This is a genomic window from Streptomyces sp. NPDC004284 (assembly GCF_042874035.1).
GTDB lineage: Bacteria > Actinomycetota > Actinomycetes > Streptomycetales > Streptomycetaceae > Streptomyces.
The window spans coordinates 179,497-204,580 of record NZ_JBIAMJ010000015.1 but is presented as its reverse complement, the minus strand read 5'-3'; the positions used below and the strand labels follow the sequence as shown (position 1 = coordinate 204,580).

The following is a 25,084-nucleotide window of genomic DNA, read 5'->3' as shown; positions in this document are numbered from 1 at the left end:
GGGCCCTTCCGGCGTTTCCGACTCTATCAGATCCTTTCGGCGTCTGACTCCCAGTCAGGGGGGTTTGTCTTTCCGGCTGTTGGGCCGTTCCGACGAGTGAGACTTTAGCGGATTCCCTGCCTCCGACGCTAATCGGGCGGCTGCGCTCGAAACCTTCGAACGGGAATTCCTCATTTCGCAAAAACGCACGGGAAGAGATGACGGCGCGGCAAAGCGTCGTCGGCTTCTGTGGATCTTGCGGAATGGCTGTCCGGGGCCGACCGGGGTCGGTGCTCACGTCGGACAACTCGGAGAACACTACGGATGGGGAGGGGGCGTGTCAACCCTGGTCCGTGTGCGTTCCTCTGGCCGGGTGGCGGAAGGCGGTGCGGTAGTCGCGGGGGCTGGTGCCCAGGTGGGAGGCGAAGTGCTGGCGCATCGTGACCTCGCTGCCGAAGCCCGCGCGGCGGGCGACCTCGGGGAGGGGGTGGTCGGTCTGTTCGAGGAGCTTCTGGGCTGCGGCGACGCGCTGGGTGATGAGCCAGTGGAGGGGGGTGGTGCCCGTCGTGGCGTGGAAGTGGCGGGCGAAGGAGCGGGGGGACATGCCGGCGAGGGCGGCCAGGGTCGCGACGGTGTGGGGTTCGTCGAGGTGGGCCAGGGCGTGGGCGCGTACGGCGGCGAGGGCGTCGGCGTCACGGTCGGCGCGGGGGGTGGGGTGCTCGATGAACTGGGCCTGGGTTCCCGTACGGAAGGGGGCGGTGACCATGGAGCGGGCCACCGTGGCGGCGGCTTCGGCGCCGTGGGCGGTGCGGACGAGGTGGAGGCAGAGGTCGATGCCGGCGGCGGTGCCGGCCGAGGTCCAGATGCCGGTGTCCTCGACGAAGAGGGCGTCCGGTTCGACCTGGACGGCCGGATGGAGGGCGGCCAGGGTGCTCGCGAGGTGCCAGTGGGTGACGGCACGGCGGCCGTCGAGGAGGCCCGCGCGGGCGAGGACGAAGGCGCCGGCGCAGAGCGAGGCGACCGGGATGCCGGCGGTGTGGGCGCGGCGGAGGGCGTCGAGGACGGGGGCCGGGAGGTCGGCGTAGGGGTCTTCGATGCCGGGGACGACGACGAGGTCGGTGGGGGTGAGGTCGTCGAGCCAGCCGAGGGGGCGGTCGGGGGTGAGGGTGAGGCCGCCGCGCAGGGGGATGGGGGTGCCCGGGTCGGCGGCGACCCGGTGGAGCTCGAAGGGCGGGACGCCGCGGAAGGTGCGGTCGCTGTCCCAGACCTCGGTGATGACGGAGATGTCGAAGGCCCGGATGCCGGGGAAGGCGACGAGTGCGATGCGCTGGGGGCGGGGCGAGGGCTTCTGTGGCACGTCTGGCAGTAAAGCATCGATCGCTGGCATTCGTACCCCTGGGAGGCGGGGGTCGTCGGCGGGAGGATCGTGGCCATGGAGATCAACGAGAACGCAGCGCTGGTGGTCATCGACGTGCAGAAGGGCTTCGAGTCCGAGTTCTGGGGGCGTCGGAACAACCCGGAGGCCGAGGCGAACATCGCGGCTCTGATCGATGTCTGGCAGGAGACGGGGCGGCCGGTCGTCTTCGTGCGGCACGACTCGCCGCGGGCGGGTTCGCCGCTGGAGCCGGGGACGGAGGGCAACGAGTTCAAGGACTTCGTCGAGGAGCGGCGGGGGAAGGGGTCCGGGCCCGAGCTGTTCGTGACGAAGTCCGTGAACTCGGCGTTCTACGGGGAGCCGGATCTGGACGCCTGGTTGAGGGGGGCCGGGGTCGAGCAGTTCGTGGTCGTGGGGATCCAGACGAACATGTGCAACGAGACGACCGCACGGATGGGCGGGAACCTCGGGTACGACGTGCTGTTCCCGCTGGACGCGATGCACACCTTCGACCTGGCGGGGCCGTTCGGCTGGGCGCAGACGGCGGAGGAGCTGACCCGGGCGACGGCGGTGTCGCTGCACGGCGGGCGGTTCGCCCGGGTCGTGTCCACGGAGGACGTGCTGAAGGGTGCGGCCGCGGCCGTCTAGGTCAGCTGTTGCCGGAGGCCAGTTCGCGGCTGCGGTCGCGGGCCGCTTCCAGGGCGGCGATCAGGGCGGCCCGTACGCCGTGGTTCTCCAGTTCGCGGATGGCGCTGATGGTGGTGCCGGCCGGGGAGGTGACGGCCTCGCGGAGCTTGACCGGGTGCTCGCCGCTGTCGCGGAGCATCACGGCGGCGCCGATGGCGGCCTGGACGATGAGGTCGTGGGCCTGGGCGCGGGGCAGGCCGAGGAGGATGCCGGCGTCGGTCATGGCCTCGACGAGGAAGTAGAAGTACGCCGGTCCCGAGCCGGAGAGGGCGGTGGCCGCGTCCTGCTGGGACTCGGGGACGCGGAGGGTCTTGCCGACGCCGCCGAAGATCTCCTCCGTGTGGGCGAGGTGCCCGGGGGTGGCGTGGCTGCCGCCCGAGATGACGGACATGCCCTCGTCGACGAGGACGGGGGTGTTCGGCATGACGCGGACGACGGGGGTGCCGGCGGTGAGGCGGTCCTCGATGAAGGACGTGGGGATGCCGGCCGCCGCGCTGATGACCAGGCGGTCGGCGGTGACGTGCGGGGCGAGCTCGTCGAGGAGGCGGCCCATGTCCTGCGGCTTGACGGCCAGGATGAGGGTGTCGGCGCGCTTGGCGGCCTCGGCGTTGGTGACGGTCTCGACGCCGTAGCGGGTGCGGAGCTCCTCGGCGCGTTCGGCGCGGCGGGTGGTGACCAGGAGGTTCGCGGGGCGCCAGCCGGCGCGGATCATGCCGCTGAGGAGCGCTTCACCGATCTTGCCGGTGCCGAGGACTGCGACGGTCTGGGTCATGGGTCTGTTCACCTCGCCGGAGGGGGCCTTTTCGACATCCTTTCACCGGTGGGGGCCGGGGTGCGTGGGGTGTCCGAGGGGTGGTCGGGGCCGGGCGGTCGGGGCCGGGCCGGTCAGGCGGTGCGGCGGCGGAGGGTGGCCGCGCCGAGGCCGAGGACCAGTACGGCGCAGCCGGCGACGACGAGGACGTCGCGGACGAAGGCGGTGGTCATGTCGGGGTGGCGGAGGACCTCGTTCATGCCGTCGACGGCGTACGACATGGGCAGGACGTCGGAGACCGCTTCGAGGGCGGGGGCCATGTGGTCGCGCGGGGTGAACAGGCCGCAGAGCAGGATCTGGGGGAAGATCACGGCCGGCATGAACTGGACGGCCTGGAACTCGGTCGCGGCGAACGCGGAGACGAAGAGGCCGAGGGCGGTGCCGAGGAGGGCGTCGAGGAGGGCCACCAGGAGGAGGAGCCAGGGGGAGCCGATGACGTCGAGGCCGAGGAACCAGACGGCGAGGCCGGTGGCCAGGACGGACTGGAGGACGGCGACGAGCCCGAAGGCGAGGGCGTAGCCGGCGATGAGGTCGGCCTTGCCGAGGGGCATGGCGAGGAGGCGTTCCAGGGTGCCGGAGGTGCGTTCCCTGAGGGTGGCGATGGAGGTCACCAGGAACATCGTGATGAGCGGGAAGATGCCGAGGAGCGAGGCGCCGATGTCGTCGAAGGTCCCCGGGCTTCCGTCGAAGACGTAACGGAGCAGGAAGAGCATCAGGCAGGGGACGAGGAGCATCAGGGCGATCGAGCGCGGGTCGTGGCGCAGCTGGCGCAGGACGCGGGCGGTGGTGGCGAGGGTGCGGTTCACGTTCATGAGTGCTCCTGGTCGGCGGCGGCCTGGGCTGCGCGGGTGTTCGCCGCGTCCACGAGGTGCAGGAAGGCCTCTTCGACGGTGGCGGTGCCGTTGCGGCGGCGGAGGTCCTCGGGGGTGTCCTCGGCGAGGATCTCGCCCTCGCGCATGAGGAGGAGCCGGTGGCAGCGCTCGGCCTCGTCCATCACGTGGGAGGAGACGAGGAGGGTGGTGCCCCGGTCGGCGGCGATGCGGTGGAAGAGGTTCCACAGGTCGCGGCGGAGGACGGGGTCGAGGCCGACGGTGGGTTCGTCGAGGACGAGGAGCTCCGGGGTGCCGAGGAGGGCGACGGCGAGGGAGACCCGGCTGCGCTGGCCGCCGGAGAGCCGGCCGGCGAGGGAGTCGGCGTGGTCGGCGAGGTCGACGTCCTCGATGGCCCGGGCGACGGCGGTGTGGCGGTCGTGGCGGTGGGCGCGGCCGGGGAGCAGGACGGCGGCGAAGTAGTCGAGGTTCTGTCGGACGGTGAGGTCGTCGTAGACGGACGGGTCCTGGGTGACGTAGCCGATGCGGGTGCGGAGGGCGGGGTCGCCGGCGGGGCGGCCGAGGACCCGGAGGGTGCCGGTGACCTTGGCCTGGGTGCCGACGATCGCGCGCATGAGGGTGGTCTTGCCGCAGCCGGAGGGGCCGAGGAGTCCGGTGACGCGGCCGGCCGGGACGGTGAAGTCGAGGTCGCGGAGGACGCGGCGGTCGCCTCGGACGGCGGTGAGGTGGCGGGCGGTGATGGCCGGCGTGTCCGTGGCCTCGCCCGCCGGGTTATTCATCATGTGATGAATAGTGGGGCTGGGGGTGCCGGGCGTCAAGGATCCGGGCGGGGCCGGTGGTGGTTGCTGTTCGGGGGGGGGTGGGCTGGCGGGCCGGTGGGCCTACTTGCGCTTGCGCTTCTTGGCGCTGCGGCGCTTCTCGTACCGGGCGACGGCCGTCTCGTACTCCGTGCGGTGGAGCTTCTCGCCGGGGGCCTCGACGAAGCAGCGGGCCGCGTAGGCGAGCAGGGAGCCGATGAAGCCGATCGCCTTCAGACTGCGGAGGGACTCCTCGCGGGCCGGGTCGGCCGGGCGGCGGACGAAGCCCTCCCAGGTCTTGCCGAAGGCGATGGCGCTGCAGATGGCGAACATGATGACGACCAACGTGTTGACGAGGCCGCCGACGTCGGCGATCTGCAGGCCCTCGTAGGCGAAGCGCAGCACGAAGCAGCCCGCGACGGCGGCGGCGAGCGCGCCGGCGGCCAGGCCGGCGCGGCGCAGCGTGTAGTTGCCGCTGTGGTCGACCCACGTCGTGCCGAAGAAGCGGATCTCCTCCGGCTGCGGCCCGGAGGAGTCGCCGGTCTTGCTGGGGGTCTGCTCTTCGTCGCTCACAGGGTCGATTATCCCCGGGCGGCGGAGAAGACCTCAGACCCGGCAGGCCGGCGCGACCATCTCGTCGCTGCCCGTGTGCACGTACGCGTCGGAGACGTACTCACCGGGAGCGATGTTGTCCCAGATCTTCGTCGTGCCGTACGGACCGGTGATGGTCTCACCGTCCTTCTGGCAGTAGATCGCCACCTTGGCGTCCAGGGGCAGGACCCGAACGATCGCGTACTGCGTGCTCGGCCCCGAGCGCACGTTCACGCGGTAGCCGGGCGCGACCGAGTAGGACGTGGCGGCGGAGGAGCTGGCGGCCGTGGCGAGCACCAGACCCAGGGCGGCGGCCGCGCCGCCGACGGCGGTGAGCATTCTTCTGCGAAGCATCGTCTTCCTTGTCCTTGTCAGCTGCCGCAGCGGCGGGCGACGTAGCCGTCGCTGCCGGTGTGCACGTAGGCGTCCGAGACGAACTCGCCGCTGTCGATGTTGTCCCAGAGATTCGTGGTGCCGTACGGACCGGTGACGGTCTCGCCCGGCGTCTGGCAGTAGATCGGCACGCTCACGCCCAGCGGGAGCAAGCGCAGGCTCTCGTACTGCGTGCCCGGGCCGGAGCGCACGTTGAGCCGGTAGCCGGGTGCGATCGGGTAACGGGCGACGCCGGTCGACAAGCCGACCGCGGCGGACGGGCTCGTACGGTACGCCGCGATCTCGGCTGCGGAGGAGCCGCCTGCGGTGACGAGCACCAGACCCAGGGCGGCGGCCGCGCCGCCGATCGTGGTGAGTGCGCTCCTGTGGAGCATCGTCTTCCTCATCCCCCGTCAGCCGCAGCGGCGGGCGACGTAGCCGTCGCTGCCGGTGTGCACGTAGGCGTCCGAGACGAACTCGCCGCTGTCGATGTTGTCCCAGAGATTCGTGGTGCCGTACGGACCGGTGACGGTCTCGCCCGGCGTCTGGCAGTAGATCGGCACGCTCACGCCGACCAACAACGTCCGCACGATCGGGTACTTGGTGCCCGGTCCGGAGCGCACGTTCACGCGGCAGTTGGGTGCGATCGGGTAACGCGCTACGCCCATGGTGACCACCTCATCCGGTTCCGCCGCGGCGCTCGACTCTTCAGCAGTCATGACGGCCTCCCCCGTTGGGAGCGAGATCGCTCCGCTGGAATTCACTCTCTGCGACGCGCAGGCTAGCAACCCGCTCCGACATCACGTGCGCCATGGACTAGGCTCCGTCCGTCGCGCACGCGCGCGGACTCAACGGGGAATCACACGGGGGTGGGCGATGCCGCCGTTGCGCAGTGCCGGTTCCGACCGGGAAGCAGAAGGACCTGAGTACGCGGGCGAGTACCGCCTTCAGGCCTGTCTCGGCGCGGGCGGCATGGGAGTGGTCCATCTGGCCACCTCCCCCTCCGGGCTGCGGCTCGCCGTCAAGGTCGTGCACGGACAGTACGCGGAGGACCCGGAGTTCAGGGCCCGGTTCCGCCAGGAGGTCGCGGCCGCGCGCCGGGTGAGCGGCGCCTTCACCGCGCCCGTCGTGGACGCCGACCCCGACGCCGTACGCCCCTGGATGGCGACGCTCTACGTACCCGGCCCCACCCTCTCCGACCAGGTGAAGCGGAACGGTCCCCTCTCCCCCGCCGAACTGCGCCGACTGACCGCGGGGCTCGCGGAGGCCCTGCGTGACATCCACCGGGCCGGCGTCGTCCACCGGGACCTCAAGCCGAGCAACGTGCTGCTCACCGACACCGGACCGAAGGTCATCGACTTCGGCATCTCCAGGCCGGTGGACAGCGATCTGCACACCGAGACGGGGAAGTTGATCGGGTCGCCGCCCTTCATGGCGCCCGAGCAGTTCCAGCGCCCGCGCGAGGTTGGACCGGCGGCGGACGTGTTCGCCCTCGGATCCGTCCTCGTGCACGCCGCGACCGGACACGGCCCGTTCGACTCCGAGAGCCCCTACATCGTCGCGTACCAAGTCGTGCACGACGAGCCCGATCTGACGGGCGTTCCGGCCGAACTCGCCCCGCTCGTCGCACGCTGCCTCGCCAAGGAACCGGCGGACCGCCCGACTCCGGGCGAGATCATGACCGCGCTTCTGCCGCCCTCGTACGAGGCGGCGGCCTTCATACCGGCACAGCGGCGGTCCTCCACCCCGCCCGCCCCCGAGCCCCGGTCCCCAGCCTCCTGGGACGCGGACACTCCCGTACGGGTACCGGTCGACCGCCCCCGGCGGCGGCTGCCCCGCTGGCCCGTCACAGCCACCGCGCTCCTCGTCCTGGCCGGGGTCGGGACCTTCGCGGCCGTCACGTTCGGCGGCGGGGGCAGTCCCGCGAAGGACACGCGCAAAGCCCCGGTCGCCGAGGCGTTCACCGGGTGGCAGACCCCTCTGCAGAAGGACGGCGACTCCGCCGCACCCACCTGCGCCTACGTCACCGACGCACTCTTCTGCTCGGGCCGGGGCATCGCCATCGCGCGGATCGACCCCGCGACCGGCCGCGTGGTGTGGTCACAGCCGGCCGCCGACAGCGACAACTTCTCCGCGCCCGCGCCGATGCCTGGCAGCCTGGTCGGCATCAGCTCCGCCGACCGCGGGCTACGGACGTACGGAGCCGATGGCGCTCCTGGCTGGTACATGAACGGCTCCGACCGCGACTCCAACGTGCGGTTCGCCGACGAGACCGTCCTGTTCGCCGGGGGATCCGGAAGGCTGAAGGCAGTCGCAGCCACCACGGGGAAGCAGCGCTGGAGCCACGGCCTGAAGGGGCACTCAGAGCCGCGCTTCGGTTCGTACGACCCCTTCTCCGGCCTGTTGCCCGTCTTCGAGGCATCTGCCGGAGCGGCGGGTCGAGCGCGCACCCTGCTCAGCGCTCTCCACCCGAAGAACGGCGAGATCGCCTGGCAGAAGCGCCTGGACGGAGACCTCGTCCCGGTGGGCACAGGAGCCGACGGCGTGCTGGTCCTGCGGTCCGCGAACCGCGACTCGCGCACCGATGCCGTCGTCCTGTACGACCCCGCCAGGGGGACCGCTCGCCGGATCCCCCTGCCCTCCCTGATGGACGAACCCAAGTTCGCCGTTCGGGGCACGACCGTCTATCTGCTGACCCCGACGGGCCAGCTCGTCGCCCTGGACACCGCCGCCTCCGGCGGTCACGTCCTCTGGGAGCTGGAGACGTCCGCCAGCACCGTGTCCGTCCCCGTCGTCGGCCCTGGTGAGCGGCTCTACTTCTCCGCGTCCGATGGGCGGCTGCTCGCCGTCGACACCGCGCGCGGTGCGCTGCTCGGGCAGACCGGGCCCCGGCTGAGGGACGGGCGGCTCGGGTACGCGACGACGGTGCCCGCGCCCGTCGTGGCCGGGGGGCGGGTGTTCGGGACGGCGCCGGACGGATCGGTGTTCGCGGTGGACGCGCGGGATCCGGGGACCTGGTGAGAATGGACGAGTGAGGGGAGCGGGTCCGGGACCCGCTCCCCTCACTCGTGTGCGCGGCGGGGCTCAGCCCAGCTTCGACACGTCCCGGACCGCGCCCTTGTCGGCGCTCGTCGCCATCGCGGCGTACGCGCGGAGGGCGGCCGAGACCTTGCGCTGGCGGTTCTTCGGGGCGTAGACGCCGCCGAGGGCCTCGCGGCGGGCGGCGAGGGTGGCGTCGTCGACCAGCAGCTCGATCGAGCGGTTCGGGATGTCGATGCGGATGCGGTCGCCGTCCTCGACGAGGGCGATGGTGCCGCCGGAGGCGGCCTCCGGGGAGGCGTGGCCGATGGAGAGGCCGGAGGTGCCGCCGGAGAAGCGGCCGTCGGTGACCAGGGCGCAGGTCTTGCCGAGGCCGCGGCCCTTGAGGAAGGAGGTGGGGTAGAGCATCTCCTGCATGCCGGGGCCGCCGCGGGGGCCCTCGTAGCGGATGACGACGACGTCGCCGTCCGTGACCTGCTTGTTGAGGATCTTCTCGACGGCCTCTTCCTGCGATTCGCAGACGACGGCCGGGCCTTCGAAGGTCCAGATGGACTCGTCGACGCCGGCGGTCTTCACGACGCAGCCGTCGGCGGCGAGGTTGCCGTGCAGGACGGCGAGGCCGCCGTCCTTCGAGTAGGCGTGGGCCGCGTCGCGGATGCAGCCGCCGGCCGCGTCCGTGTCGAGGGTCTCCCAGCGCTCGGACTGGGAGAAGGCGGTCGCCGAGCGGACGCAGCCGGGGGCCGCGTGCCACAGTTCGACGGCCTCGTCGGAGGGGGAGCCGCCGCGGACGTCCCAAGCGTCCAGCCACTCCTTGATGGAGCGGGAGTGGACGGAGTGGACGTCCTCGTTGAGCAGGCCCGCGCGGTAGAGCTCGCCGAGGATGGCGGGGATGCCGCCGGCCCGGTGCACGTCCTCCATGTAGTACGTGCGGTCCTTGGCGACGTTCGGGGCGACCTTGGCCAGGCAGGGCACCCGGCGGGAGACCTCGTCCATGTCCGGCAGGCCGTAGTCGAGCTCGGCCTCCTGGGCGGCGGCGAGCAGGTGGAGGATCGTGTTGGTCGAGCCGCCCATGGCGATGTCGAGGGCCATGGCGTTCTCGAAGGCGGCGCGGGTCGCGATCGAGCGGGGCAGGACGGAGTCGTCGTCCTCGTCGTAGTAGCGGCGGGTGATGTCGACGACCGTGCGGGCCGCGTTCTCGTACAGCGCCTTGCGGGCGGTGTGGGTGGCGAGCACCGAGCCGTTGCCGGGGAGGGAGAGGCCGATGGCCTCGGTCAGGCAGTTCATCGAGTTGGCGGTGAACATGCCGGAACAGGAGCCGCAGGTCGGGCAGGCGTTCTCCTCGATGCGGGCGATGTCCTCGTCCGAGATCTTCGGGTTCACCGCGTCGGAGATCGCGTCGACCAGGTCGAGCGTGCGGACCGAGCCGTCGACGAGCGTGGCGCGGCCGGACTCCATCGGGCCGCCGGAGACGAAGACCGTCGGGATGTTGAGGCGCAGGGCCGCCATCAGCATGCCGGGGGTGATCTTGTCGCAGTTGGAGATGCAGATCAGGGCGTCGGCGCAGTGCGCCTCGACCATGTACTCCACGCTGTCCGCGATCAGGTCGCGGGAGGGCAGGGAGTAGAGCATGCCGCCGTGGCCCATGGCGATGCCGTCGTCGACGGCGATCGTGTTGAACTCGCGGGCGATGCCGCCGGCCGCGGTGATGGCGTCGGAGACGATCCGGCCGACCGGCTGGAGGTGGGTGTGGCCGGGGACGAACTCCGTGAAGGAGTTGGCGACCGCGATGATGGGCTTCCGGCCGATGTCCGCGCCGGGTACACCGGAGGCGCGCATAAGGGCGCGTGCGCCCGCCATGTTGCGGCCGTGGGTGACAGTGCGGGACCTCAGCTCGGGCATCGTCGCTCGCTCCTCAGGGATGGGTGTGCTTGCCTACGAGCGTACGCCGACGCTCCAAGATCTGGACAGCGCGTCCGGGATGCGGACAGAGTGTTCAGCCTTCGGTCAGGTAGCGCTGGAGCGTCGGGGCCACCTGCTCGACGATCCGCTCCGGGTCCGCCGAGGCCAGCGGCTCGACCTGGATCACGTACCGCATGATCACGATCCCGATCATGTGGGAGGCGGCCAGCTCCGCGCGGAAGCCCGGGTCCGGTACGTCGAGCTCGGCCGCGATCCGCTCCAGGAGCCGGCGCAGCACGAAGGTCCGCAGCACCTTGGCCGCCGCCTCGTGGGTGAGCGCGGAGCGGACGATCGCGAGGAGGGGGGCGCGGGAGGCCGGGTTCTCCCAGACGCCGATGAAGAAGCGGGCGAGCCGTTCGCCGATGGCCTCGCGGGGGCCGCCGAGGATCGCCGGGAGGACGGCCGCGGGCTCGAAGGAGACCTCGATCGCGGCGGCGAAGACCTCGTCCTTCGTGCCGAAGTAGTGGTGGACGAGCGCCGGGTCCACCCCGGCGGCCTTGGCGATGCCGCGCACCGAGGCCTTGTCGTAGCCGCGCTCGGCGAACTGGGCGCGGGCCGCCTCCAGGATGCGTGTCCGGGCGCCGGGGCCGCTCTCCTCCTCCGTACGGGACGGGCGGCCGCGCCGGCGCGGGGCCGGGTCGGTCATGGGGCGGGAGCCTCCGCGGTCGGGAGCGGGGCCGGAGACGTCATGGGCGCGGGAACCGCCATGGTGGGGAGCGGGGCCGTCATGGGCGCGGAAGGCTCCGCGGTGGGGAGCGGGGCCGGGGCCTTCATCGGCGCGGGAACCCCCGCAGTGGGGAGCGGGGCCGTCATGGGCGCGGGGCCCGTTCCGTCGGGCGGGTGGGTGCCGAGGCGAGGTGGAGGCGGGTGAAGGCGAGGGCCTCGGCGAGGTCGGCCTCGCGTTCGGCGGCTGACATCGCGCGGCGGGTGTTGACCTCGATGACGACGTGCCCGTCGAAGCCGGTGAGCGCGAGCCGCTCCAGGAGTTCGGCGCAGGGCTGCGTGCCGCGCCCCGGGACGAGGTGCTCGTCCTTCGCGGAGCCCTTGCCGTCGGCGAGGTGGACGTGGCCGAGCCGGTCGCCCATGCGGTCGATCATCGCGAGGGCGTCGGTGCGGGCGGTCGCGGTGTGCGAGAGGTCGACGGTGAAGTGCCGGTAGTCGTCCTTGGTGACGTCCCACTCGGGGGCGTACGCGAGCATCTCGCGGTCCTTGTACCGCCAGGGGTACATGTTCTCGACCGCGAACCGGACGTCCGTCTCGTCCGCCATCCGCCAGATGCCGGTCACGAAGTCCTTGGCGTACTGGCGCTGCCAGCGGAACGGCGGGTGGACGACGACCGTCGACGCGCCGAGCCGCTCGGCCGCCGCCTGCGCGCGCTGGAGCTTGACCCACGGGTCGGTGGACCAGACGCGCTGGGTGATCAGGAGGCAGGGGGCGTGCACGGCCAGGATCGGGACCTGGTGGTAGTCGGAGAGGCGGCGCAGCGCCTCGATGTCCTGGCTGACCGGGTCGGTCCACACCATGACCTCGACGCCGTCGTACCCGAGGCGCGCGGCGATCTCGAAGGCCGTCGCCGTCGACTCCGGATAGACCGAGGCCGTCGACAGGGCGACCTTCGCATCCGGGATGCGCACCACTGGTTCTGCCACGGGGACAGGGTACGGGGCGGGGCGGGGGGGCCGGGGGGTGGTTCCGGTCACGCCCCGGCCCCCCGCCCCGCACGGGCCGTCAGTGCCCCGGCCCCCGCCCCGTACGGGCCGTCAGTGCTCCGGCAGGTGGTCCAGGCGGCGCAGGATGACGCCCTCGCGCAGGGCCCAGGGGCAGATCTCCAGCTCCTCGACGCCGAGGAGGTCCATCGCGCCCTCGGCGACGAGCGCGCCCGCGAGGACCTGTCCGGCGCGGCCCTCCGAGACGCCCGGGAGCGCGGCGCGCTCGGGGACGGTCATCGCGGCGAGGCGCGGGACCCACTCCTCCAGGGACTTGCGGGTCAGGATCCGCTGGACGTAGAGGCCCTCGCCGGAGCCGGGTGCGCCCGCGATCCTGGCGAGCTGCTTGAAGGTCTTGGAGGTGGCCACGACGTGGTCGGGGCGGCCGAAGCGGCTGAATTCGCCGACCGTACGGGCGATCTGCGCGCGCACGTGGCGGCGCAGCGCCTTCACGTCGGCGGTGTCGGCGGGGTCGCCGGGCAGCCAGCCGGCGGTGAGGCGGCCGGCGCCCAGGGGCAGGGAGACCGCCGTGTCCGGGTCCTCGTCGATGCCGTACGCGACTTCGAGGGAGCCGCCGCCGATGTCGAGGAGGAGCAGCTTGCCGGCGGACCAGCCGAACCAGCGGCGGGCGGCGAGGAAGGTGAGCCGGGCCTCCTCCTCGCCGGTGAGGACCTGGAGGTCGACCCCGGTCTCGTCCTTCACGCGCGCGAGGACCGCGTCGGCGTTGCTGGCCTCGCGCACCGCGGAGGTCGCGAAGGGCAGCACCTCCTCGCAGCCCTTGTCCTCGGCGGCCGCGAGCGCGTCCCGCACGGTCGCGATGAGCCGCTCGACGCCGCCGGGCGCGATCGCGCCCCGCTCGTCGAGCAGTTCGGCGAGCCGCAGCTCCGCCTTGTGCGAGTGGGCGGGCAGCGGGCGGGCGCCGGGGTGGGCGTCCACCACGAGGAGGTGCACCGTGTTCGAACCGACGTCGAGGACTCCGAGTCTCATGGACGGAACGCTACTGCGCCGTGCCGCATACGCTTGGTGTTGTGCCAAAGACGAAAAAGGCGAAGCCGGGCAAAGAGAGCGACGGCTCGCGTGTGAAGGACGCCAGGACCGCGCACGCGGCGAAGGCCGTGAAGGCGGTCAAGGTCGGGAAGCAGAAGCGGGGCAAGGCCGAGGAGCCGGACGAGAAGGGCCTCGACTTCGCGCGCGCGTGGGTCGAGTTTCCCGATCCGGCGGACGAGGAGCAGGTCTTCCGCTGTGACCTGACCTGGCTGACCTCCCGCTGGACGTGCATCTTCGGCAACGGCTGCCAGGGCATCCAGGAGGGGCGCGCCGACGACGGCTGCTGCACGCTGGGGGCGCACTTCTCCGACGAGGACGACGAGAAGCGGGTGGCGGAGCACGTGGCCCGGCTGACGCCGGAGCTGTGGCAGTTCCACGAGGTCGGTACGGAGTCGGGCTGGGTGCAGCTCGACGAGGACGGCGACCGGCAGACCCGCCGCTGGGAGGGGTCCTGCATCTTCCAGAACCGGCCCGGTTTCGCGGGCGGCGCGGGCTGCTCGCTGCACATCCTGGCGCTGAAGGAGGGCCGGGAGCCGCTGGAGACGAAGCCGGACGTGTGCTGGCAGCTGCCGGTGCGGCGGACGTACGACTGGGTCGACCGCCCCGACGACAGCCGGGTGCTCCAGGTGTCGATCGGCGAGTACGACCGGCGTGGCTGGGGGCCGGGCGGGCACGACCTGCACTGGTACTGCACGACGGCGTCGTCGGCGCACGTCGGTGCCGAGCCGGTGTACGTCTCGTACCGGCCGGAGCTCGTCGAGATGATGGGCCAGGAGGCGTACGAGGTGCTGGTCGGGCTGTGTGAGGCGCGGCTCGCCTCGCAGCTGCCGCTGGTGGCCCCGCACCCGGCGGATCCCCCCGCCTAGGAGGGTGACTGCTCCGGCGGCGGGGCCGTGCCCGGGTCCGTGGTCGTGGGCGGGGGCTCCTCGGTCGTCGGCGGCGGGGTGGTCGGCTCGGTCGTCGGGGGTGTCGTCGGCGGCGGGGTCGTGGGCTCGGTCGTCGGCGGTGTGGTCGGTTCCGTCGTGGGCGGGGTCGTCGGCGGGGACGTCGGCGGTGTGGTCGGTTCCGTCGTCGGCGGGGACGTGGGCGGGGTCGTCGGGTCCGTCGTCGTGACGGGCGGGGGCGTGACGGCCCGGTCGTCCGTCGGCGGCGGCTGGCGGTAGCCCTCGATCCTGACCATCGCGCCCGAGGGGTTCACGCCCACGCGCGCGCTCCAGGGGCCGACGGGGGCGCGGGCCTGGTCGACGCGGACGGTGATCGTGGTCTTCTCGCCGGGGCGGAGCGTGCCGGAGGCGCGGCTCACGTACAGCCAGGGGGCGTCCGTCCACAGCGACCAGTCGACGGGGGAGCCGCCGGAGGCGGTGAGCGTGAGCAGGGTGAGGTCGCCGTGGCCGGTGGCGGTGACCGTGATCCAGCCGGTGGGGGGTTCGCCGGGCCGGGCCGGTTCGGTGGGGCCGCCGGGGCTGACGACCTCGACGGAGACGTCGGGGGCGCGACTGCCCTGGGTGAAGCGGGGCTCCGGGGTGGTGTCGGCGTTGCCCGCGTTCTCGTACCGGTCGTAGGAGTGGCCGTCCGGGCCCACCGGTCCGTCCGCCTCGCGCGCGCTGATCCTGCGTCCGTCGTGGCCGGCGGTGTCCGCGTCCGGGGTGCCGCGGTAGGAGGTCCACAGGGCGAGGACGGGGGCGGCGACCACGGCGGCGACGACGGTGGTGGTCACCGCGCGGGCCCGCATCCGGTCGCGGCGGGCCACGTGGTCCTTCGGGTCCAGGGGGAAGCCGGTCGGCGCGAAGCGCGGGGCGCCGGCACGCGCGCGCGGGACGTGCAGCATCGCCATGTACGCGGCGGCCCGGGGCGCCTCGACGAGCGGCAGCCGGTCCGCGGGGAGGGCCGCGGCGCCGGGCCAGGGGCCGCCGGCGCCGACGCGCTCGGCGGCGCGGCGGCAACGGGGGCAGTCGTCGACGTGCCGGACGAGTTCGGCGCGGAGGGTGGCCGAGAGGAGCACCCGGTGGTCGCCGGTGAGCCGGGCGACGGTGGGGCAGCTGCCGGTGTCGACGACGGCGAGGGCGGCGCGGGTGCGCTCGACCTCGCAGCCGGCGGTGGCGAGGAGTTCGCGGGCGGCGAGCGGGTCGAGGGAGAGCACGGCGGCGACCTGGCGGTGGCTGAGGCCGTGCCGTACGGCGAGTTCCAGGGCCTCGCGCTGCTCGGGCGTGGTGCCGGCGGCCTCGGGCCAGGCGAGCAGGGCGAGCTCGGCGCGGCGGCGCTCGGCGGTCTCCTCGGAGACCCGGGGCGGTTCGGGGGCGGTGACGGCGGGGCGGCCGGTGTGGGCGCCCTGGCGCTTGCGGCGCTGTTCGCCGAGGCTGCGCAGGCAGGCCCAGCGGGCGAGGGCGTAGAGCCAGGCCGCGCGTCCGTCCTCGTCGGAGGGGCGGCGGCCGTGGTGGCGCTCGGCGACGGCGAGGACCTCGCCGAGGACGGCGGTGGCCGTGTCGTGGTCGCAGAGCACGGAGAGGCAGTACGTGAAGAGGCCGTCGAGGGCGGCCTCGTAACGGGCGGGGGGACGGCGGCCGAGCGTGCGCGGTCCCTGGTCCGTGGCGCGGTGCGCCCGGTGTGCGCCGGTGGTGCGTGCGGGGGAATCCAGCCTGCTGCTCGTCACTGGGTGACCGTAGGCAGGGCGGGGGGCACTCTTCGTACCGGTCGCACCATTCTCATTCTTACGGGTGAAGCTATCGCTCGAAAGGGGACAGGAAGCGGGCGTTCCGGTGGGGTTCCCCCGGAGTGACGGCCGTCCTGTGGATGACGGCGGCCCGTTGTCGGTGGCGGCGGATACGGTGGCTCCCATGGCTGCCCGTACGAAAACCGCCAAGGACCGGCCGTCCTACCGCTGCACCGAGTGCGGCTGGCAGACGGCCAAGTGGCTCGGCCGCTGCCCCGAATGCCAGGCCTGGGGGACGGTCGAGGAGTACGGCGCGCCCGCCGTCCGCACGACAGCGGCGGGGCGCGTCTCCACCGCCGCGCTCCCCATCGCGCAGGTCGACGGCCGGCAGGCGACCGCCCGCTCGACCGGCGTCGACGAGCTGGACCGGGTCCTCGGCGGGGGTCTGGTGCCCGGCGCCGTCGTGCTGCTCGCGGGCGAGCCGGGCGTCGGCAAGTCCACGCTGCTGCTCGACGTGGCGGCCAAGGCGGCGAGCGACGAGCACCGCACGCTGTACGTCACGGGCGAGGAGTCCGCGAGCCAGGTCCGGCTGCGCGCCGACCGGATCGGCGCGCTGAGCGACCATCTGTACCTGGCGGCCGAGACCGATCTGTCGGCCGTCCTCGGGCACCTCGACGCCGTGAAGCCCTCCCTGCTGATCATGGACTCGGTGCAGACCGTCGCCTCCCCCGAGATCGACGGCGCGCCCGGTGGCATGGCCCAGGTCCGCGAGGTCGCCGGAGCCCTCATCCGGGCCTCCAAGGAGCGCGGCATGTCGACGCTCCTCGTCGGCCACGTCACCAAGGACGGGGCCATCGCGGGGCCCCGGCTCCTGGAGCACCTGGTCGACGTCGTCCTGAGCTTCGAGGGCGACCGGCACGCGCGCCTGCGCCTGGTCCGGGGCGTGAAGAACCGGTACGGGGCGACCGACGAGGTCGGCTGCTTCGAGCTGCACGACGAGGGCATCACGGGGCTCGCCGATCCCTCCGGGCTCTTCCTGACCCGGCGTGACGTGGCCGTGCCCGGCACCTGTCTGACGGTCACCCTGGAGGGCCGCCGTCCGCTCGTCGCCGAGGTCCAGTCGCTGACGGTGGACTCCCAGATCCCCTCACCGCGCCGGACCGTCTCCGGCCTGGAGACCTCCCGGGTCTCGATGATGCTGGCGGTCCTGGAGCAGCGGGGCCGGATCAGCGCGCTGGGCAAGCGGGACATCTACAGCGCGACCGTCGGCGGCGTGAAGCTCACCGAGCCGGCCGCCGACCTGGCGATCGCGCTGGCGCTGGCCTCCGCGGCGAGCGACGTCCCGCTGCCGAAGAACCTGGTCGCGATCGGCGAGGTCGGGCTCGCGGGCGAGGTGCGGCGGGTGACGGGCGTGCAGCGGCGGCTCGCCGAGGCGCACCGGCTGGGCTTCACGCACGCGCTGGTCCCCTCGGACCCGGGAAAGGTGCCGGCGGGGATGAAGGTGACGGAGGTGGCGGACGTGGGGGACGCGCTCCGGGTGCTGCCGCGGAGCCGCAGGGCGAAGGCGGCCGAGGAGGCGCCGGGCCGCTGAGCAGGCCCTCGGCCCGTCGGGGCGCCGCGCGGAGCGGTGGACCTTTTCGGCTGGATTGCGCCTTTCTGTTCCGCCCCGCGGAACGTATGCCCACAATCCAGCCGGAGTGGTGTCGCTAGACTTTGCCCTGGTCTCGCCCATCCGTACGAGCCGGAGGAGTGCAGTGGCAGCCAAGGACGGCAACGAAGCGCTGATGCGCGCCGCCCTGAGCGCGGTCGCGCCGGGCACCGCGCTGCGCGACGGCCTGGAGCGGATCCTCCGGGGAAACACCGGCGGTCTCATCGTGCTGGGCCTGGACAAGACGGTCGACTCGATGTGCACCGGCGGCTTCGAGCTGAACGTCGAGTTCACCGCGACCCGCCTGCGCGAGCTGTGCAAGCTCGACGGCGCGCTCGTCCTCGACAAGGACATCACCAAGATCCACCGCGCGGGCGTGCAGCTCGTCCCGGACGCCTCCATCCCCACCGAGGAGACCGGCACCCGCCACCGCACCGCGGACCGGGTCTCCAAGCAGTGCAGGTTCCCGGTCGTCTCCGTCTCGCAGTCGATGCGTCTGATCGCGCTGTACGTGGACGGTGAGCGCCGGGTCCTGGAGGAGTCGGCCGCGATCCTGTCCCGCGCCAACCAGGCGCTCGCGACGCTGGAGCGGTACAAGCTGCGGCTCGACGAGGTGGCCGGCACGCTGTCCGCCCTGGAGATCGAGGACCTGGTCACGGTCCGGGACGTCACCGCGGTCGCGCAGCGCCTGGAGATGGTCCGCCGGATCGCCACCGAGATCGCGGAGTACGTGGTCGAGCTCGGCACCGACGGGCGGCTCCTCTCGCTCCAGCTCGACGAGCTGATCGCGGGCGTGGAGCCGGAGCGCGAGCTGGTGATCCGGGACTACGTTCCGGAGCCGACGGCGAAGCGTTCGCGGACGGTCGCCGAGGCGCTCACCGAGCTCGACGCGCTCACCCACACCGAGCTGCTCGAACTTCCGGTCGTGGCGCGCGCCCTCGGCTACAGCGGCTCGCCCGAGACCCTCGACTCGGCGGTCTCGCCGCGCGGCTACCGGCTCCTGGCCAAGGTGCCGCGGCTGCCCGGCGCGATCATCGAGCGACTGGTGGAGCACTTCGGCGGACTGCAGAAGCTGCTCGCGGCGAGCGTGGACGACCTCCAGACCGTCGACGGCGTCGGCGAGGCCCGCGCCCGCAGCGTCCGCGAGGGCCTGTCGCGGCTCGCGGAGTCCTCGATCCTGGAGCGGTACGTCTAAGGACGTGCCGCCCGCTCAGTACGTCCAGGGCGCACTGCCCGCTCAGTCCTTGGCGAGCGTGAACGAGGCCGGGGACACCTTCACGCCCGGCATCCGGGCCTCCACCAGGTAGGTGCCGGGGCCGGCCGGGCCCGCCGGGGCGCTGGCGCACTGCGGGGCGCTGTGACCTCGGTCCCATTCCACGGTGTGGGTGATGGTGGTGTGCGCGGGGACGCGCAGCAGGACCGGGTTGCCGGGGCGCGGGCAGTCGGCGGAGGACCAGATCTCGTCGTCGCCGTCGTCACTGATCGTCAGAACCGCGCTGCGGGGCCCGAAGTCGGCCTTGCAGGCGGCGTTCGAGGTGTTCTTGGCGACGAGGTGGAAGCGGGGCTTCTCGCCCGGCTCGTAGGTGACCTTGGTGGAGCGGAGGGTCAACTGGAGTGCTCCGGCGGGGCAGTTCGGGAGCGGGGAGTCGGCCGGGACCTGCTGGCCCGCGCCGGTGCCCGCGCCTCCGTCGGCGCCGGCTCCGTCGGTGTCGCCGTTCTTGCCGGTGCCCGCGGTGCCGGAGTCGGCGCCCGTGGCGCCGGAGTCCGTACCGGCGTCCGTGCCCTCGTCCGTACCGGAGCCCGCGGAGCCGCCGTTGTCACCGGAGTCGCCCGACTCCTCGCGGCCGCCGGGCTGTTGGCTGATCGCAGGGCCGCTGCCGGAGGGGCCCGGGGTGATCGAGGGAGGGGTCGGCGAGGCGCCGTTGGCCCCGTCGTTCGTCTTCTTCCCGTCGCCGTCGCCCGAGGTGACGGCCCAGACGGCGAGCAGCGCGAGAAGCGCCACCAGGCACGCCGCCACCGCCCTCCGACGCCAGTAGATGGTGGAGGGAAGCGGCCCGACCGGATTGCGCAAAGATCCCACGACCGAACCTTACGAGAGATCCGGCCCAACTCCCGCCCCACCCGCCGCCCGAGACCTCAAGTTTTGCCGATGATCACATCCACGGGTTCCGGGAACTTTTCCCGGAACACCGCCCGAAACCATAGGGAACCGGCCCGAATCACGGCCCCCCACTTTCGTCGGGGGTCGTTCTGGCCGTTGGCCCGGGGCGGGGGGCTCCGGATTCCGGTTAGCGTCGTACACCATGAACACCCTTCTCGACCTCTCCGACCGTCTGTATCTCGACGTCGCCGACTTCGCCCACTCCACCCCCCACTGGTTCCAGTGGGTCGCCGAGGTGTGGACGGAGCTCGGGCTGCTGCTCTTCGGCGTGCTGTTCCTCGCCGGCTGGTGGCGTTCCCGGGAGGGTTCGAGCCGGACGATGGCGCTCGCGCTGCTGGCCCCGGTCGCCACCGGTTTCGGTTACGTGGTGAGCGAGGCCCTGAAGTCGCTGGTCGACGAGGAACGTCCGTGCCGCGCGGTCGCCGGCGCGCCCGTCTCGCTCGTCGCCTGCCCGCCGCACGGCGACTGGTCCTTCCCGAGCAACCACTCGGCCATCGCGGGCGCGGCCGCGATCGCGCTCGCCCTGTCCTGGCGCGGGATCGTCTGGCTGACCGTGCCGATGGCCCTGCTGATGGCCTTCTCCCGGGTCTTCGTCGGCGTCCACTACCCGCACGACGTGACCGTCGGCCTGCTGGCCGGCGCCCTGGTCGCCTTCCTCGTGATGCGGCTCGCGGAGCGGCCCGTGCGGTCGCTGGTGGAGACGGCCCGGTCGAGCCGGAGCTCGGCCGTGGTGTGGTGCGCGGGGCGCGGGCCGAGTGCGCACGCCTCCGCGTACGCTCCCGCGCACTCCGAGCGGTCCAGGCGCGCACGCCACGGCGCGTACTGATCCCGCCGGGGACGTGTCAGGATCGGAGGTGCCATGACTTCCATCGATGACCCCACCCCCTCCCCGGCCTCCGTCGCCCCCGACGCGCCCGTGCCCCCCGCCGAGCTGCACGGGCCCGTCCTCGCCTGGTTCGACCGGCACGCCCGCGACCTGCCCTGGCGCCGCCCCGAGGCCGGCGCCTGGGGCGTCATGGTCAGCGAGTTCATGCTCCAGCAGACCCCGGTGGTCCGGGTCCTCCCGGTGTACGAGCAGTGGCTCGCGCGCTGGCCGCGCCCGGCCGACCTGGCCGCCGAGGCCCCCGGCGAGGCGGTCCGCGCCTGGGGCCGGCTGGGCTATCCGCGCCGGGCGCTGCGGCTGCACGCGGCGGCCGTGGCCATAACGGAACGGCACCACGGCGACGTGCCCCGCGACCACGGGCAGCTGCTCGCGCTGCCCGGGATCGGCGAGTACACGGCGGCGGCGGTGGCCTCCTTCGCGTACGGGCAGCGCCACGCGGTCCTGGACACGAACGTGCGCCGGGTCTTCGCGCGGGCGGCGACCGGCGTCCAGTACCCGCCGAACGCGACCACGGCCGCCGAGCGGCGGCTCGCCCGCGCGCTGCTGCCGGACGACGAGGCGCGGGCGTCCCGCTGGGCGGCCGCCTCCATGGAGCTGGGCGCCCTGGTGTGCACGGCGAAGAACGAGGACTGCGGGCGCTGCCCGATCGCCGATCGGTGCGCCTGGCGGCTCGCGGGGAAGCCGGCGCACGACGGTCCGCCGCGGCGGGGCCAGACGTACGCCGGGACCGACCGGCAGGTCCGCGGCCGGCTCCTCGCCGTGCTGCGGGAGTCGACGGACCCGGTGGCACAGGCGGCCCTTGACGCTGTCTGGGACGAGCCGGTGCAGCGGGCCAGGGCCCTGGACGGCCTGGTCGCGGACGGCCTCGTCGAGCCGCTGGACGGCGGCCTGTACCGACTCCCGCTGTCCTGACACGACGTGGATCCTGGATCTTGGATCCAGATGTTGGATCCAAGTCGTGGATGTCGGATCCAGGATCTTGGATCCAAGACGTGGATGCCGGATCCAGGATCTTGGATCCACGATCTCGCTGTTACACAACCGATGGGTAGCCGTGCGTCCACCGACGGCTGCCCCGCACAGCCCCGTGACAACCGCTCCGTAGCGTCGTCGACGACACGAGGAACGAAGGTCACGGGGATCGGAGGCGGTTCGGATGAGGCACGGCGAGGTGCTCGACTTCGAGGAGTACGTACGCACGCGGCAGGACGCGCTGCTGCGCAGCGCCCGTCGTCTCGTCGCCGACCCCGTCGACGCCCAGGACCTCCTGCAGACGGCCCTGGCCCGTACGTACGGCCGCTGGGACGGCATCGCCGACAAGTCCCTCGCCGACGCCTATCTGCGCCGGGTCATGATCAACACCCGGACCGAGTGGTGGCGCTCCCGCAGGCTCGAAGAGGTGCCGACCGAGCAGCTGCCCGACGGGAGCGTCGACGACCCGACCGAGCAGCACGCCGACCGCGCCCTCCTCATGGACGTCCTGAAGGTGCTCGCGCCCAAGCAGCGCAGCGTCGTCGTCCTGCGGCACTGGGAGCAGATGAGCACGGAGGAGACGGCGGCGGCGCTCGGCATGTCGACAGGTACGGTGAAGTCCACGCTCCACCGCGCGCTCGCCCGGCTCCGCCAGGAACTGGAGAGCCGTGACCTCGACGCCCGCGCCCTGGGGCGGACCGGGGAGCGGGCGACCGTACGAGGCGACGAAGGGGGGCGGGAGCGGTGCGCGGCCTAGACGGCGAACCCGACGGCAGACCACACGGAGACCACCACGGTGTGAGCGGCGGCGGCGACCGGTACGGAACCGGGCGCCGCCGCTCGCGGCGTACCGTCAAGGCGGCGAGCGTCACGGCGACGGCCGGGCTCGTCGCCGTCGGACTGTCCCTGGCGGGCTGCTCCACCGGCGGCACCGGCTCCCGCGACGAGGGCGCGGCCCGCACCGACGAGGTCGCCGCCACGGCGCCCGCCCCCTCCGTCGCCGCGAGCGCCGGCCCGCAGTCGGCCGAGCGCGTGGATCCGATCGCGCTCCTGAAGGGCGACCCGAAGATCGGCGCGCGGTTCAAGGGCGATCTGAAGCCGTGCGTCGCGGACGCGTACCCGGTGGACTCCTCCTACGGCAATCTCACCGACTCCCCCGCCCCCGACGTCGTCGTCAACGTGATGACCTGCGGTGACGCCGTCGGCATCGGCACGTACGTCTACCGCAAGCAGAACGACCGGTACGAGAACGTGTTCATGTCCGAGGACGCGGCGGTCTACGCCACGATCGACCGGGGGGACCTCGTCGTCACCAAGCAGGTGTACGCGAAGGGCGACCCGGTCGCGTACCCCTCGGGCGAGGACGTGATCACCTACCGCTGGTCGGGGAACAGGTTCACCCAGCACGACTGGGTGCACAACGACTACAGCCGGGCCGTCGGCGACGGCGAGGGCGCGAGCGCGGGCGTGGAGCCCGCGCCGAGCGAACCCGCCGCGAACTGAGCCGCAGACCCCAGCACACGCACACCGAAGGGCACGCACGATGGCCGAGACCCATGTCCTGTTCGTCGAGGACGACGACGTCATCCGTGAGGCCACCCAGCTCGCCCTGGAGCGGGACGGCTTCCGGGTGACCGCCATGCCCGACGGGCTCTCCGGCCTGGACGCCTTCCGGGCGCAGCGGCCGGACATCGCCCTCCTCGACGTGATGCTGCCGGGCATGGACGGGGTCAGCCTCTGCCGCCGCATCCGCGACGAGTCGACGGTGCCCGTCATCATGCTGTCGGCGCGCGCCGACTCGATCGACGTCGTGCTCGGCCTGGAGGCCGGGGCCGACGACTACGTCACCAAGCCCTTCGACGGCTCCGTCCTGATGGCCCGCATCCGGGCCGTGCTGCGCCGCTTCGGCCACGCGGGCGGGGCCGGCGCCGGCGAGCACGACGAGCCCGCGGACGGCGGCGGGCTCCTCGTCTTCGGCGACCTGGAGGTCGACACGGAGGGCATGGAGGTCCGCAGGGGCGGGGTGCCGGTGGCGCTGACCCCGACCGAGATGCGGCTGCTCCTGGAGTTCTCCTCGGCGCCGGGCACCGTGCTGTCGCGGGACAAGCTCCTGGAGCGGGTCTGGGACTACGGCTGGGGCGGTGACACCCGGGTCGTGGACGTCCATGTGCAGCGGCTGCGCGCCAAGATCGGCCAGGACCGGATCGAGACCGTGCGCGGCTTCGGTTACAAGCTCAAGGGCTGACCCCGTGCAGGTGAAGCTGTTCCCGCTCCGTACCGGGGTCCGCTGGAAGATCGCCGTCGCCATCGCGGCGGTCGGCGCCCTCATCGCGGTCACCCTGAGCATCGTCGTGCACAACGCCGCCCGCATCTCGATGCTCGACAACGCGCGCGAGGTGCAGATGGAGCGGCTGCTCTTCGCGCAGCGGATGTACGAGACGTCGAAGCCGAAGGAGCCCCGCTTCGGCACGAAGATCAACGATCCGGCGCTGCCGTCCCCGCTGCACCAGCTGATGCGGGACAAGCGGCGCGGGACGTACGTGCAGGAGCACCGGCACGGCGGGCCGCCGGACGTGTGGGCGGCCGTGCCGCTCGCCAACGGCGACGTGCTCTCCCTGCACATCCCCTTCGCCGACCGCAGCGCGACGATCATGAACGATCTGGACCGGGCCCTCGTCATCGGCTCGGTGTCGGTGGTCTTCGGCGGCTGCGCGCTCGGCGTCCTCATCGGCGGGCAGCTGTCGCGGCGACTGCGGAAGGCCGCCGTCGCGGCCGGGCGGGTGGCCCAGGGCAATACGGACGTACGGGTGCGGGACGCCGTCGGCGGAGTCGTACGGGACGAGACCGACGACCTGGCGTGGGCGGTGGACGCCCTGACCGACGCCCTGAACGAGCGGATCGAGGCCGAGCGGCGGGTCACCGCCGACATCGCGCACGAGCTGCGCACCCCCGTCACCGGGCTGCTCACGGCGGCCGAGCTGCTGCCGCCGGGGCGTCCGACCGAGCTCGTACGGGACCGGGCACAGGCCATGCGGACGCTGGTCGAGGACGTCCTGGAGGTGGCCCGGCTCGACAGCGCGTCGGAGCGGGCCGAGCTCCAGGAGATCTCGCTCGGCGAGTTCGTGGAGCGGCGGGTGCGGGCCCTGGATCCGGAGGTCGTCGTCCGGGTCGTGCACGAGTCCTGGGTGAACACCGATCCGCGCCGTCTGGAGCGGGTCCTGGGCAATCTCCTCGCCAACGCGGCCAAGCACGGCAAGCCGCCGGTCGAGGTCACCGTCGAGGGCCGGGTGGTCCGCGTCCGCGACCACGGGCCGGGTTTCCCGGAGGCGCTGCTCAAGGAGGGCCCGAGCCGGTTCCGTACGGGCACGAGCGACCGCGCGGGCCAGGGCCACGGCCTGGGCCTGACGATCGCGGCGGGCCAGGCGCGGGTCCTCGGCGCCCGGCTGACCTTCCGGAACGTGGCCGCGGAGGGGGCTCCGGAGGGGGTGGGCGGCGCCATCGCGGTGCTGTGGCTGCCGGACCACGCGCCGACGAACACGGGCAGCTTCCCGATCCTGCGGCTGCCGGAGTGAGGGTA

25 protein-coding genes are annotated in these 25,084 nt (G+C 72.9%); 11 read left to right on the top strand and 14 right to left on the bottom strand.

Annotation, left to right across the window (positions count from 1 at the left end; genetic code table 11):
- Nucleotides 1-319: 319 nt before the first annotated feature.
- On the bottom strand, nt 320-1,366 hold the full coding sequence (locus tag ACFYUS_RS30720) for a GlxA family transcriptional regulator (protein ID WP_388859243.1): 1,047 nt from the start codon (nt 1,364-1,366) through the stop codon (nt 320-322).
- A 45-nt stretch (nt 1,367-1,411) separates the two neighbouring features.
- On the opposite strand from ACFYUS_RS30720, the gene ACFYUS_RS30715 reads away from it, so the two are divergent.
- Complete coding sequence (locus ACFYUS_RS30715; protein WP_388859240.1) at nt 1,412-2,002, top strand: cysteine hydrolase family protein; 591 nt, start codon at nt 1,412-1,414, stop codon at nt 2,000-2,002.
- 1 nt (nt 2,003) lies between these two features.
- On the opposite strand, the gene proC is transcribed toward ACFYUS_RS30715, so the two are convergent.
- The 7 genes from proC to ACFYUS_RS30680 all read right to left on the bottom strand — a co-directional run bounded on the left by proC (nt 2,004) and on the right by ACFYUS_RS30680 (nt 6,161).
- Nucleotides 2,004-2,813 (bottom strand): pyrroline-5-carboxylate reductase, encoded by an 810-nt coding sequence (gene proC, locus ACFYUS_RS30710; protein ID WP_388859237.1) that lies wholly within the window; start codon nt 2,811-2,813, stop codon nt 2,004-2,006.
- A 113-nt stretch (nt 2,814-2,926) separates the two neighbouring features.
- Nucleotides 2,927-3,664: an ABC transporter permease gene (locus tag ACFYUS_RS30705; RefSeq protein WP_388859234.1), complete on the bottom strand. Its 738-nt coding sequence runs from the start codon at nt 3,662-3,664 to the stop codon at nt 2,927-2,929.
- Complete coding sequence (locus ACFYUS_RS30700) at nt 3,661-4,464, bottom strand: ABC transporter ATP-binding protein (protein WP_388859231.1); 804 nt, start codon at nt 4,462-4,464, stop codon at nt 3,661-3,663. Before ACFYUS_RS30700 ends, ACFYUS_RS30705 begins: the two co-directional genes overlap by 4 nt.
- 99 nt (nt 4,465-4,563) lie before the next feature.
- A complete protein-coding gene (locus tag ACFYUS_RS30695) occupies nt 4,564-5,052 on the bottom strand; it encodes a hypothetical protein (protein ID WP_388859228.1) in 489 nt (162 codons plus the stop codon).
- Nucleotides 5,053-5,085: 33 nt separating this feature from the next.
- Nucleotides 5,086-5,424: a peptidase gene (locus ACFYUS_RS30690; protein WP_388859225.1), complete on the bottom strand. Its 339-nt coding sequence runs from the start codon at nt 5,422-5,424 to the stop codon at nt 5,086-5,088.
- A gap of 17 nt (nt 5,425-5,441) precedes the next feature.
- Nucleotides 5,442-5,837, bottom strand: a complete 396-nt coding sequence (locus ACFYUS_RS30685) for a peptidase (RefSeq protein ID WP_388859222.1) — start codon at nt 5,835-5,837, stop codon at nt 5,442-5,444.
- An 18-nt stretch (nt 5,838-5,855) separates the two neighbouring features.
- On the bottom strand, nt 5,856-6,161 hold the full coding sequence (locus ACFYUS_RS30680) for an SH3 domain-containing protein (RefSeq protein WP_388859219.1): 306 nt from the start codon (nt 6,159-6,161) through the stop codon (nt 5,856-5,858).
- 157 nt (nt 6,162-6,318) lie between these two features.
- On the opposite strand from ACFYUS_RS30680, the gene ACFYUS_RS30675 reads away from it, so the two are divergent.
- Nucleotides 6,319-8,463, top strand: coding sequence for a PQQ-binding-like beta-propeller repeat protein (locus ACFYUS_RS30675; RefSeq protein ID WP_388859216.1), 2,145 nt, complete (start codon nt 6,319-6,321; stop codon nt 8,461-8,463).
- 63 nt (nt 8,464-8,526) lie between these two features.
- On the opposite strand, the gene ilvD is transcribed toward ACFYUS_RS30675, so the two are convergent.
- From ilvD to ACFYUS_RS30655, 4 genes are all read right to left on the bottom strand, one after another.
- Nucleotides 8,527-10,380 (bottom strand): dihydroxy-acid dehydratase, encoded by a 1,854-nt coding sequence (ilvD, locus tag ACFYUS_RS30670; RefSeq protein WP_388859213.1) that lies wholly within the window; start codon nt 10,378-10,380, stop codon nt 8,527-8,529.
- A 94-nt stretch (nt 10,381-10,474) separates the two neighbouring features.
- Entirely contained in the window at nt 10,475-11,086 is a 612-nt protein-coding gene (locus ACFYUS_RS30665; protein ID WP_116160355.1) for a TetR family transcriptional regulator, read from the bottom strand.
- A 163-nt stretch (nt 11,087-11,249) separates the two neighbouring features.
- Nucleotides 11,250-12,089, bottom strand: a complete 840-nt coding sequence (locus ACFYUS_RS30660) for a sugar phosphate isomerase/epimerase family protein (protein ID WP_388859209.1) — start codon at nt 12,087-12,089, stop codon at nt 11,250-11,252.
- Between the two features lie 111 nt (nt 12,090-12,200).
- Entirely contained in the window at nt 12,201-13,133 is a 933-nt protein-coding gene (locus ACFYUS_RS30655; RefSeq protein ID WP_388859206.1) for a Ppx/GppA family phosphatase, read from the bottom strand.
- A gap of 128 nt (nt 13,134-13,261) precedes the next feature.
- Here ACFYUS_RS30655 and ACFYUS_RS30650 point away from each other — a divergent pair, with 128 nt between their 5' ends.
- Nucleotides 13,262-14,059 (top strand): hypothetical protein, encoded by a 798-nt coding sequence (locus tag ACFYUS_RS30650; RefSeq protein ID WP_388859272.1) that lies wholly within the window; start codon nt 13,262-13,264, stop codon nt 14,057-14,059.
- On the opposite strand, the gene ACFYUS_RS30645 is transcribed toward ACFYUS_RS30650, so the two are convergent.
- The gene (locus tag ACFYUS_RS30645) at nt 14,056-15,843 is read right to left on the bottom strand and encodes a hypothetical protein (protein WP_388859203.1); all 1,788 of its coding nucleotides are present in this window, start codon (nt 15,841-15,843) and stop codon (nt 14,056-14,058) included. The two genes, ACFYUS_RS30650 and ACFYUS_RS30645, sit on opposite strands and share 4 nt — an antisense overlap.
- A 184-nt stretch (nt 15,844-16,027) precedes the next feature.
- Between ACFYUS_RS30645 and radA the strand changes: the two genes are divergently transcribed.
- Nucleotides 16,028-17,434, top strand: coding sequence for a DNA repair protein RadA (gene radA, locus ACFYUS_RS30640; protein WP_388859201.1), 1,407 nt, complete (start codon nt 16,028-16,030; stop codon nt 17,432-17,434).
- 193 nt (nt 17,435-17,627) lie between these two features.
- Nucleotides 17,628-18,686: a DNA integrity scanning diadenylate cyclase DisA gene (disA, locus tag ACFYUS_RS30635; RefSeq protein ID WP_388859269.1), complete on the top strand. Its 1,059-nt coding sequence runs from the start codon at nt 17,628-17,630 to the stop codon at nt 18,684-18,686.
- Between the two features lie 42 nt (nt 18,687-18,728).
- Here disA and ACFYUS_RS30630 read toward each other — a convergent pair whose 3' ends face one another.
- Nucleotides 18,729-19,571, bottom strand: coding sequence for a hypothetical protein (locus tag ACFYUS_RS30630; RefSeq protein ID WP_388859198.1), 843 nt, complete (start codon nt 19,569-19,571; stop codon nt 18,729-18,731).
- Between the two features lie 223 nt (nt 19,572-19,794).
- Between ACFYUS_RS30630 and ACFYUS_RS30625 the strand changes: the two genes are divergently transcribed.
- The 6 genes from ACFYUS_RS30625 (at nt 19,795) to cseC (ending at nt 25,079) form a co-directional block, all read left to right on the top strand.
- On the top strand, nt 19,795-20,478 hold the full coding sequence (locus tag ACFYUS_RS30625) for a phosphatase PAP2 family protein (RefSeq protein ID WP_388859195.1): 684 nt from the start codon (nt 19,795-19,797) through the stop codon (nt 20,476-20,478).
- A gap of 33 nt (nt 20,479-20,511) precedes the next feature.
- Nucleotides 20,512-21,447, top strand: a complete 936-nt coding sequence (locus tag ACFYUS_RS30620) for an A/G-specific adenine glycosylase (protein WP_388859192.1) — start codon at nt 20,512-20,514, stop codon at nt 21,445-21,447.
- 244 nt (nt 21,448-21,691) lie between these two features.
- A complete protein-coding gene (locus tag ACFYUS_RS30615) occupies nt 21,692-22,264 on the top strand; it encodes a SigE family RNA polymerase sigma factor (RefSeq protein ID WP_388859189.1) in 573 nt (190 codons plus the stop codon).
- The gene (locus tag ACFYUS_RS30610) at nt 22,252-23,010 is read left to right on the top strand and encodes a hypothetical protein (protein ID WP_388859186.1); all 759 of its coding nucleotides are present in this window, start codon (nt 22,252-22,254) and stop codon (nt 23,008-23,010) included. The genes ACFYUS_RS30615 and ACFYUS_RS30610 overlap by 13 nt, the downstream gene beginning before the upstream one ends.
- Nucleotides 23,011-23,050: 40 nt before the next feature.
- Nucleotides 23,051-23,752, top strand: coding sequence for a two-component system response regulator CseB (gene cseB, locus ACFYUS_RS30605; protein WP_388859183.1), 702 nt, complete (start codon nt 23,051-23,053; stop codon nt 23,750-23,752).
- A gap of 10 nt (nt 23,753-23,762) precedes the next feature.
- Nucleotides 23,763-25,079 (top strand): two-component system sensor histidine kinase CseC, encoded by a 1,317-nt coding sequence (gene cseC, locus ACFYUS_RS30600; protein ID WP_388859266.1) that lies wholly within the window; start codon nt 23,763-23,765, stop codon nt 25,077-25,079.
- Nucleotides 25,080-25,084 lie beyond the last annotated feature (5 nt).

Excerpts from the sequence above, each read along its gene's own strand:
- ACFYUS_RS30675 (WP_388859216.1), top strand. The coding sequence starts at position 6,319 with ATGCCGCCGTTGCGCAGTGCCGGTTCCGACCGGGAAGCAGAAGGACCT.
- ACFYUS_RS30705 (WP_388859234.1), bottom strand. The coding sequence starts at position 3,664 with ATGAACGTGAACCGCACCCTCGCCACCACCGCCCGCGTCCTGCGCCAG.
- ACFYUS_RS30715 (WP_388859240.1), top strand. The coding sequence starts at position 1,412 with ATGGAGATCAACGAGAACGCAGCGCTGGTGGTCATCGACGTGCAGAAG.
- ACFYUS_RS30685 (WP_388859222.1), bottom strand. The coding sequence starts at position 5,837 with ATGCTCCACAGGAGCGCACTCACCACGATCGGCGGCGCGGCCGCCGCC.
- ACFYUS_RS30690 (WP_388859225.1), bottom strand. The coding sequence starts at position 5,424 with ATGCTTCGCAGAAGAATGCTCACCGCCGTCGGCGGCGCGGCCGCCGCC.
- disA (WP_388859269.1), top strand. The coding sequence starts at position 17,628 with ATGCGCGCCGCCCTGAGCGCGGTCGCGCCGGGCACCGCGCTGCGCGAC.
- ACFYUS_RS30620 (WP_388859192.1), top strand. The coding sequence starts at position 20,512 with ATGACTTCCATCGATGACCCCACCCCCTCCCCGGCCTCCGTCGCCCCC.
- radA (WP_388859201.1), top strand. The coding sequence starts at position 16,028 with ATGGCTGCCCGTACGAAAACCGCCAAGGACCGGCCGTCCTACCGCTGC.
- ACFYUS_RS30655 (WP_388859206.1), bottom strand. The coding sequence starts at position 13,133 with ATGAGACTCGGAGTCCTCGACGTCGGTTCGAACACGGTGCACCTCCTC.
- ilvD (WP_388859213.1), bottom strand. The coding sequence starts at position 10,380 with ATGCCCGAGCTGAGGTCCCGCACTGTCACCCACGGCCGCAACATGGCG.
- ACFYUS_RS30625 (WP_388859195.1), top strand. The coding sequence starts at position 19,795 with ATGAACACCCTTCTCGACCTCTCCGACCGTCTGTATCTCGACGTCGCC.
- proC (WP_388859237.1), bottom strand. The coding sequence starts at position 2,813 with ATGACCCAGACCGTCGCAGTCCTCGGCACCGGCAAGATCGGTGAAGCG.
- cseB (WP_388859183.1), top strand. The coding sequence starts at position 23,051 with ATGGCCGAGACCCATGTCCTGTTCGTCGAGGACGACGACGTCATCCGT.
- ACFYUS_RS30615 (WP_388859189.1), top strand. The coding sequence starts at position 21,692 with ATGAGGCACGGCGAGGTGCTCGACTTCGAGGAGTACGTACGCACGCGG.
- ACFYUS_RS30720 (WP_388859243.1), bottom strand. The coding sequence starts at position 1,366 with ATGCCAGCGATCGATGCTTTACTGCCAGACGTGCCACAGAAGCCCTCG.
- ACFYUS_RS30665 (WP_116160355.1), bottom strand. The coding sequence starts at position 11,086 with ATGACCGACCCGGCCCCGCGCCGGCGCGGCCGCCCGTCCCGTACGGAG.
- ACFYUS_RS30680 (WP_388859219.1), bottom strand. The coding sequence starts at position 6,161 with ATGACTGCTGAAGAGTCGAGCGCCGCGGCGGAACCGGATGAGGTGGTC.
- ACFYUS_RS30700 (WP_388859231.1), bottom strand. The coding sequence starts at position 4,464 with ATGATGAATAACCCGGCGGGCGAGGCCACGGACACGCCGGCCATCACC.